The sequence below is a fragment of the Oleiphilus sp. HI0117 genome, assembly GCF_001635235.1.
On the sequence record NZ_LWGA01000633.1, the window covers coordinates 1 to 6,943 of the forward strand.

The 6,943-nt window shown below is 46.0% G+C and carries 7 protein-coding genes; 4 read left to right on the plus strand and 3 right to left on the minus strand.

Going from position 1 to position 6,943, the window contains the following annotated elements:
• On the plus strand, nucleotides 1-2,465 hold a 2,465-nt coding region (locus tag A3757_RS07610), incomplete at its 5' end, for a LamG domain-containing protein (protein WP_068739380.1).
• 26 nt (nucleotides 2,466-2,491) lie between these two features.
• Nucleotides 2,492-4,093: a general secretion pathway protein GspF gene (locus tag A3757_RS07615; protein ID WP_068553543.1), complete on the plus strand. Its 1,602-nt coding sequence runs from the start codon at nucleotides 2,492-2,494 to the stop codon at nucleotides 4,091-4,093.
• A 37-nt stretch (nucleotides 4,094-4,130) separates the two neighbouring features.
• Here the strand turns inward: A3757_RS07615 and A3757_RS07620 are convergent, their stop codons facing one another.
• The 3 genes from A3757_RS07620 to A3757_RS07630 form a co-directional block, all read right to left on the minus strand.
• On the minus strand, nucleotides 4,131-4,445 hold the full coding sequence (locus tag A3757_RS07620; RefSeq protein WP_068511541.1) for a nucleotidyltransferase domain-containing protein: 315 nt from the start codon (nucleotides 4,443-4,445) through the stop codon (nucleotides 4,131-4,133).
• Nucleotides 4,442-4,864 carry a nucleotidyltransferase substrate binding protein gene (locus tag A3757_RS07625; protein ID WP_068553544.1) on the minus strand — a complete coding sequence of 141 codons (423 nt, stop codon included), beginning with the start codon at nucleotides 4,862-4,864 and terminating at the stop codon, nucleotides 4,442-4,444. Before A3757_RS07625 ends, A3757_RS07620 begins: the two co-directional genes overlap by 4 nt.
• 135 nt (nucleotides 4,865-4,999) lie before the next feature.
• Nucleotides 5,000-5,929: an FAD:protein FMN transferase gene (locus A3757_RS07630; protein ID WP_197469759.1), complete on the minus strand. Its 930-nt coding sequence runs from the start codon at nucleotides 5,927-5,929 to the stop codon at nucleotides 5,000-5,002.
• 140 nt (nucleotides 5,930-6,069) lie between these two features.
• Here A3757_RS07630 and A3757_RS25675 point away from each other — a divergent pair, with 140 nt between their 5' ends.
• Both A3757_RS25675 and A3757_RS07640 read left to right on the plus strand, forming a co-directional pair.
• Nucleotides 6,070-6,462, plus strand: coding sequence for a nucleotidyltransferase domain-containing protein (locus A3757_RS25675; protein WP_068508473.1), 393 nt, complete (start codon nucleotides 6,070-6,072; stop codon nucleotides 6,460-6,462).
• A gap of 22 nt (nucleotides 6,463-6,484) precedes the next feature.
• Nucleotides 6,485-6,910, plus strand: coding sequence for a DUF86 domain-containing protein (locus A3757_RS07640; RefSeq protein ID WP_068739382.1), 426 nt, complete (start codon nucleotides 6,485-6,487; stop codon nucleotides 6,908-6,910).
• Nucleotides 6,911-6,943: the final 33 nt, after the last annotated feature.

Below are 6,943 nucleotides of genomic sequence, written 5' to 3' on the forward strand. Positions count from 1 at the left end.
TACTTAGCGCCTGCGGTACTGACAGCGGCCAGGAAAATACCGACAACCCTAACACTAACCAAAACACCAGTACCGATGAGTATCTAGGCCCTGCGCCAGAAACTGACGATGCGCTAAAGTTTCAGACCGAGTTTTGGGAAAATATCGTTACTGAAAACCGCTGCGGCGCTTGCCACGGTGCTGATGGTCAGTCCCCTAAATTCGCACGCTTCGACGACGTTAACCTGGCACTTGCTGATGCCAGTAGCTTGATCGATCGAGATGACCCGGCAGAATCGGCTCTTATCACGAAAGTTGCAAACGGCCATAATTGCTGGGCATCTAACGGACAAGGTGGCACCGATATCGGCACCTGTGTAACGATTCTCACTGGGTGGGTCGAAAATTGGGTGGGTGACAATACTGCCAGCACTAATGAAATCATCCTACGCTCTCCACAAATCAAAGACCCTGGGAGCAGTAAGTCCTTCCCTGAGGATACTTTAAGCTACTCAAGCACTGTCTACCCTCTACTCACAGAGTATTGCAGTGACTGTCATGTCGAAGGCCAGCAAACTCCTTTTATTGGCAGCTCCGATGTTGACACCTCTTACCTGGCTGCTCAGAGTCGAATTAGCCTGGAAACCCCCGGTAACTCCCGACTAGTACAACGCTTACTCAATGAGTTTCATAACTGCTGGGAAGTTGGTTGTGAAGCCTCATCAACTGAAATGAGAACAGCGATCGAAGCCTTTTCTAATTCGATCACTGCCGCCGCGATTGACGAAACACTGATTACCAGTAAAGCGCTTGTATTGGTGGGTGACGGCATCGTTGCCAACTCAGGTGGCCGCTATGAAGATGATGTGATTGCCCTATACGAGTTCAAAGCCGGTGAAGGTACTCTTGCCAACGACACCAGCGGTGTAGACCCTGCCATCAACCTTGAATTGAGCGGCAACGTCGAGTGGGTCGGCGGTTGGGGCATTAAGTTTGGCGCTTCGTATATCGACGAAGAAACCAATACCCGTGTCGGCAACGGTAAAGCGCAAGGCAAGACCGAAGACAGTAAAAAGCTCTACGATGAAATACGCGGCACGTCTCAATATTCTATAGAGGCTTGGGTTGTTCCAGCGAATGTTACGCAGGAAGACTCGCGCATTGTGTCGTACTCGGGCTCGGCCAGCTCTCGTAACTTTGCTTTGCAACAGACCTTGTACAACTACGACTTTTACAATACTACTAACGACTTCAACGAAGCACTTTCAACCGCCGATGCAGATGAAAGACTTCAAGCCAGCCTTCAGCATGTTGTCGCCACCTACTCCGCAACACAAGGCAGAAAGCTCTATGTTAATGGTGTCTATACCGAAGATGAAGACAGCGTAGCCCCTGGCCTTCTAAATGGTTGGAACGAAAGTTTTGCCCTCGTATTGGGTAATGAAACCGATGGCAACGAACTATGGGAAGGCACGCTAAGGATGCTAGCTATTCATAGCCGTGCGTTAACACAAGAGCAAATCACCCAAAACTATAACTCCGGCGTAGGTGAAAAATTCTATATGCTATTTGGCGTATCTCATCTTGTGGATACCGATGACCCCGACACAGCCGATGACTTTATTTTCTTTGAAGCCAGCCAGTTTGATAGCTTTAGCTACTTATTCTCTGATGCACGCTTTGTCAGCCTTAACGACAATGTTGAACTAGACGACATCACTTTAAGAGGCATGAAGATCGCCATCAACGGGCAAGAAGTAAATGTTGGACAAGTCTACCAAAACCTAAACATTAGTTTGAACGACGAAGACTATGTAGCGGGTAACGGGCAAGTTTTATCTAACCTGGGAACCATCGTTCCTTTGGATAAAGCAGCCGATGAAGACGAGTTCTTCTTAAGCTTTACGGAGATTGGTAGCCGCTCACGCGATGAAGAGGAAGACATTCCACCAACGCCTGCTGAACCTGAAGACCTACCTGCTTCGTCAGAAATAGGGCTTCGCACTTTCGATGAAATCAATGCCACGATGTCTGTGATGACAGGCGTTGCCTCAACCGATAGCGATGTAAAAAGCACTTTTGATACGGTGAAACAACAGCTACCAACGATCGAGAATATCGAAGGCTTCTTATCGGCTCACCAAATGGCCGTCACTCAGTTAGCCATTCAATATTGTGACGCTTTGGTTGATGACACAAGCTTAAGAGCTAGTTTCTTTAGCAGCTTTGATTTTAGTGAAAATGCCAATACTGCTTTTGATACGGATGGCCGTAGCCAGATTTCAAGCGCCCTCCTGAGCAACTTTGTTGGCACTAGCTTGGACACTCAACCTAGCGACAGCGATATTAATGATGAGATAAACAGCCTGATTGATACGCTTAGCGCTTGCTCAGCTGACAGCAGCTGTCCCGAAGGTAGAACCGAGATTGTGGTCAAAGCAGCCTGCGCAGCCGTACTAGGCAGCGCTACAACGCTTGTGCAATAAATACTATTCAGTTGAAGGATGAGATTATGATTATCAAACCAACACTCAAACAAACGCTGGATATCAACGCACCTTTGATACACAGTGACCATAAACGCCCTAAAACACGTAGGGAGTTTATCGCCAATGGATTCATGGCTGGCGGTGCTACCGTTTTTGGCTCGTCAATATTCAGCCTCTTCGGAGCACCACGTAATGCTTCGGCCGCGCTATCTTCAGATATTGAAGCCTTAAAAGATAGCTGTGGAATCGCCGTCCAAGGGGCCGGAAAGATCCCTTTTATCTGTATTGACCTGGCTGGTGGCGCCAACATTGCCGGCTCCAATGTATTGGTTGGCGGTTCAGGCGGACAAAAAGACATGCTCAGCACAGCAGGCTATAGCAAACTTGGCATCCCGCCGGATTTTTTACCTCAGGTAAACAATACCGATGGCACTACGAATGACTTCGTTGATGAATCCCTGGGCTTAGCCTTTCATTCAGATAGCCAATTTTTACGCGGGATTCAGGAACGAACCTCTGCGGCAACCCAAGCTGCGATTAACGGTGTAGTTATTCCCGCCCGCTCAGAAAATGATACAGGCAACAACCCCCATAACCCGGTTTATGGCATTCATAATGCCGGTGCAGATGGTTCACTTTTAACATTGATTGGCTCACGAAGCTCTGATTCTGGCGGCAACTCCTTAGCACCAATGGACATGATTAACCCGCAGGTGCGCCCGACTAAAATTGACCGCCCAAGTGATGTTACTGGCCTGGTCGATGTCGGTGATTTGATCGGCCTACTAAGCCAGGAAGATGCCGTCGCGGTAATGGAGTCTATTCAACGTATCAGTGATAAGAAAATGGCTCAGATGAATACCGGCCTTCCTAACGCTGGCGTAAATGTTACCACTGACGAAGTCGTAAAAGACCTTGTACGCTGTGGCTATGTAAAAAGTGCCGACCTGGCAGACCGTTTTGGCAACCCTGCTGACCTCGACCCGGTACAAGACCCGGATATTGTCGGAGCAAGCGGTATCTTTAGTAGTGAAGAATTTCTCAATGACCGCGAATTCCAGAAAGCCGCATCGGTCATGAAACTCGTGATCAATGGCTATGCCGGTGCTGGTACAATCACCATGGGTGGTTATGACTACCATACGGGTAACCGTTCGACAGGTGAAGCTCGTGACTTAAGAGCAGGACGTGTCATGGGCGCTTGCCTGGAATACGCAGCACGAATTGGTGTACCGCTTATGCTTTACGTCTTTTCTGACGGTTCAGTCGCCAGTAATGGCATGGTAGATAATTCTGAACAAGGCCGCGGCAAAGGTGTATGGACCGGCGATAACCAATCAACTGCTGCAGCGTTCTACCTAGTCTATGACCCTAGCGGAAACGGTCGCCCTACTGCGATACGCAACCAGGTTGGCTATATGCGTAGCGACGCATCAGTCGAAACCGCATCAAGCCCTGCTGCCAATAACGTTAACCTACTAGTTCAAACCGTTATGCTGAATTACATGGCACTACACGGCGAGCAAGGCAACTTCGAAAATGTACTGAGTTATCACGGGCTGGGAAGTTCTACTCTTAGGGATACGCTGGTTGGAATGGCACCTATTGTAAATGGGACGATTTGATGAATAAGTAAGACGATAAAGGGGGGCACCTAAAGTGCTAAGCCCCTTTTGACTCATAAATTACTTGGCCAACTCTCTCAATGTGATCACGTAGCTGCAAGTTCTTAATGTCATGAAAGCAATGCACATCGACTACAAGCGGGATATCAGAATCTGCAAAATCTAACGCTAGTGCTGAGCTCGTAAAACGGTCAATATTATCGCCGACGACAGCAATATCAATATCACTTCGCTCATGATAATTCCCTTTCGCCCTAGAGCCATAAAGCTTTGCATAATCAATCATCTCATACTTAGATAATATATCTCGTATCTCGCTCAGAGTTTGCTCACTCAAGCCGAACTGACTCATGATGATACTATTTCTTCTAAGAGTGATGTGTACCACTCATCTAGCATAGGCAAATAACTAATTTTTATGGAATCAATAACCTGTTCGAACTTCGAAAAGTCATAGGTATGACTCATAAGGTTTCGGTCTCCGATCATTCTCAACCAGGTCTCGGCATCATTAATATACTTACTTTGATACGCTTGGCGAACAACCGACTTAGGTGAAATCTGGTCAAGAATAATACCATCAAATTCCATTTTATCTTTGAGAACCTTCCACGCTAGTTCGAAGGTATATTCAAAACGCTGAATAACACCTTCCTTTTCTAACTGGCTAAACGAAGCAATATCTGACTCCACTGCTTCACGTAGCAAAAGAAAAGCTCGCTGAAAGTTCTTAAACCGTTGTTGCCAGCGAATATCTGAGACAGACGTCATGACGCGTTACCTAATTCTTTAAAGATGAATATTTTGAAAATCACTATAGCAAGGATCGAGATACGATTCGATGATTTAAAGACCAAGGCTACAGGAGAAAAGAGCCCTAAGAAAGCCTTAGCCGCCTCCTTGAACTTAAGGCCTTCCCAAACCATTGGAATAATGAACCCTTTGGCGTTCATCAATCAGAATCGCGTCAATACCATCTAGTCTATTCATCAAGGCTAAACCTTTTTTCAAACCCAATACGAACACGGCAGTCGATAGCGCATCGGTAGTCGTCACATCAGGCCCGAGAACGGAAACGCTTAGCAGACCGTTCCGAGCAGACCGGCCTGTTTTTGGGGAAATAATATGGTGAACCCTTTCGCCGCTATCATCGATAAAGAATCGCTCGTAGTCACCTGAAGTCGATAAAGCGACATCCGATAAAGGCAGAACAACGGAGTTTTCTTCTTTGTTTCTAGGGTGACGCACCGCGACAAGCCAAGGCTTTGAGCCCTTTCCGCCCAGAAGATACATATCGCCGCCCGCACTTAAACGCGCATGTTGAACGCCAAAGGTCTTCAACATCTTAATGCCTTCATCAACAGCATAACCTTTAGCTATTCCGCCTAAGTCAAGAGCGACTCCAGGAGAGCTAAAGCGTACTGTTTGAGCACTTCTATTTAAAACAATATGGCGATAATCCAGTACTGGCAACTTCGCACTGATTTGAGAATCAGAAGGCTGCGCGTGTTGTCGGTAATCATATAAAAAACCAACCGAGGCAAAGCTGATATCAAAGGCACCTTGAGATAAAGCCGACACAGACAAAGACTTTTCGAGTAAGCTAAACAGCTCAGTCGATATCACTAGCGTTTGCTCAGAGGCAAGTCTATTTACCTTGGAGAGCTCAGATTCAGAAATATACCGCGACATCTTTGCCTCGATATCATTAAAGCGATTCAGCACTGCGCGCTTAGCCTTCTCTGCTTTAATCTTATCGTCTAACCAAAACTCCAAGCTTAAGTTGGTCGTCATCACCTCTGCAGAAAACTCATGCCACTCGGCTTTCAAGGGCATGCTAAGAAAAACTAAGAAGCAAATGAGAAAACTCAAACAGTTTTTCATAATGTTATCCAAAATATCTCTCCAACCACGACGAATAGACCCATCCTAAAATATTGGTTAAAATCAATAAACCCTCTTGCTGGAACAACACAATGAACTTGGCACCTAGTAATAAAACTATTGATGCACTTAAGAGTCTCTCTCTTAAAGAAGCGAGTCGAATTGAACTTGTCTGGCTTTATGGTTCACAAGCGAATCATACCGCTGATTGCGCGAGTGATTATGACCTAGCGATAGCGCTACATAAGGAATGTAATCAAGCAGACAAATTCATTCAAGACCTTGAGTATCAATGGTCAAATAATCTAGACCAGAATATATCAATCGTTGATATTAACTCAGTGCCCGTGCCATTGGCTTACAACATTATTGATCTCGGCACTCCGCTCTACATTGGCAATGACTTGCGCCTTCATAGCGAAGAACAGCGAATATGGTCATTATGGAGTGAATATGCCCATGAACACCAGCAACATTATCCTTAAACGGCGTTCCAGAGAATTTACTATGTCGACATACCAAGCCTATGTATTTGCCATCAAAGAACAAGTCGCTCAGCACTTGGCTGGTTTGGATGAGTTGGCCTGCACCATTCAGAAACGCCCCTTAACATTTAACGAACGTAGCGCTGTAGAAAGGAATCTACAGGTTCCTATCGAGGCTGCTATTGGCTGCTCAAAGCACTATCTCAAGAAGATATCTAAACCTGTTCCTTCGGAAGCCCGAGCTAGCATTGAAAGAATCTACGAACAACTCGCCATTACCACTCCTGAAATAAATGAAATGCGCGGCGCAATAGGCATGCGAAACGCCATCATTCATGACGACCTTAACCTTGATTGGAAAAAGTTAGAAGCCATACTTGCAAAGCAAAAATACTATAATGTGAAAGATTATATCAGCCTACTCTGTTCTGCACTTCTTAGCGAATAGCGCGTTTTTTTAATACCTTTTCTATGGCTACGT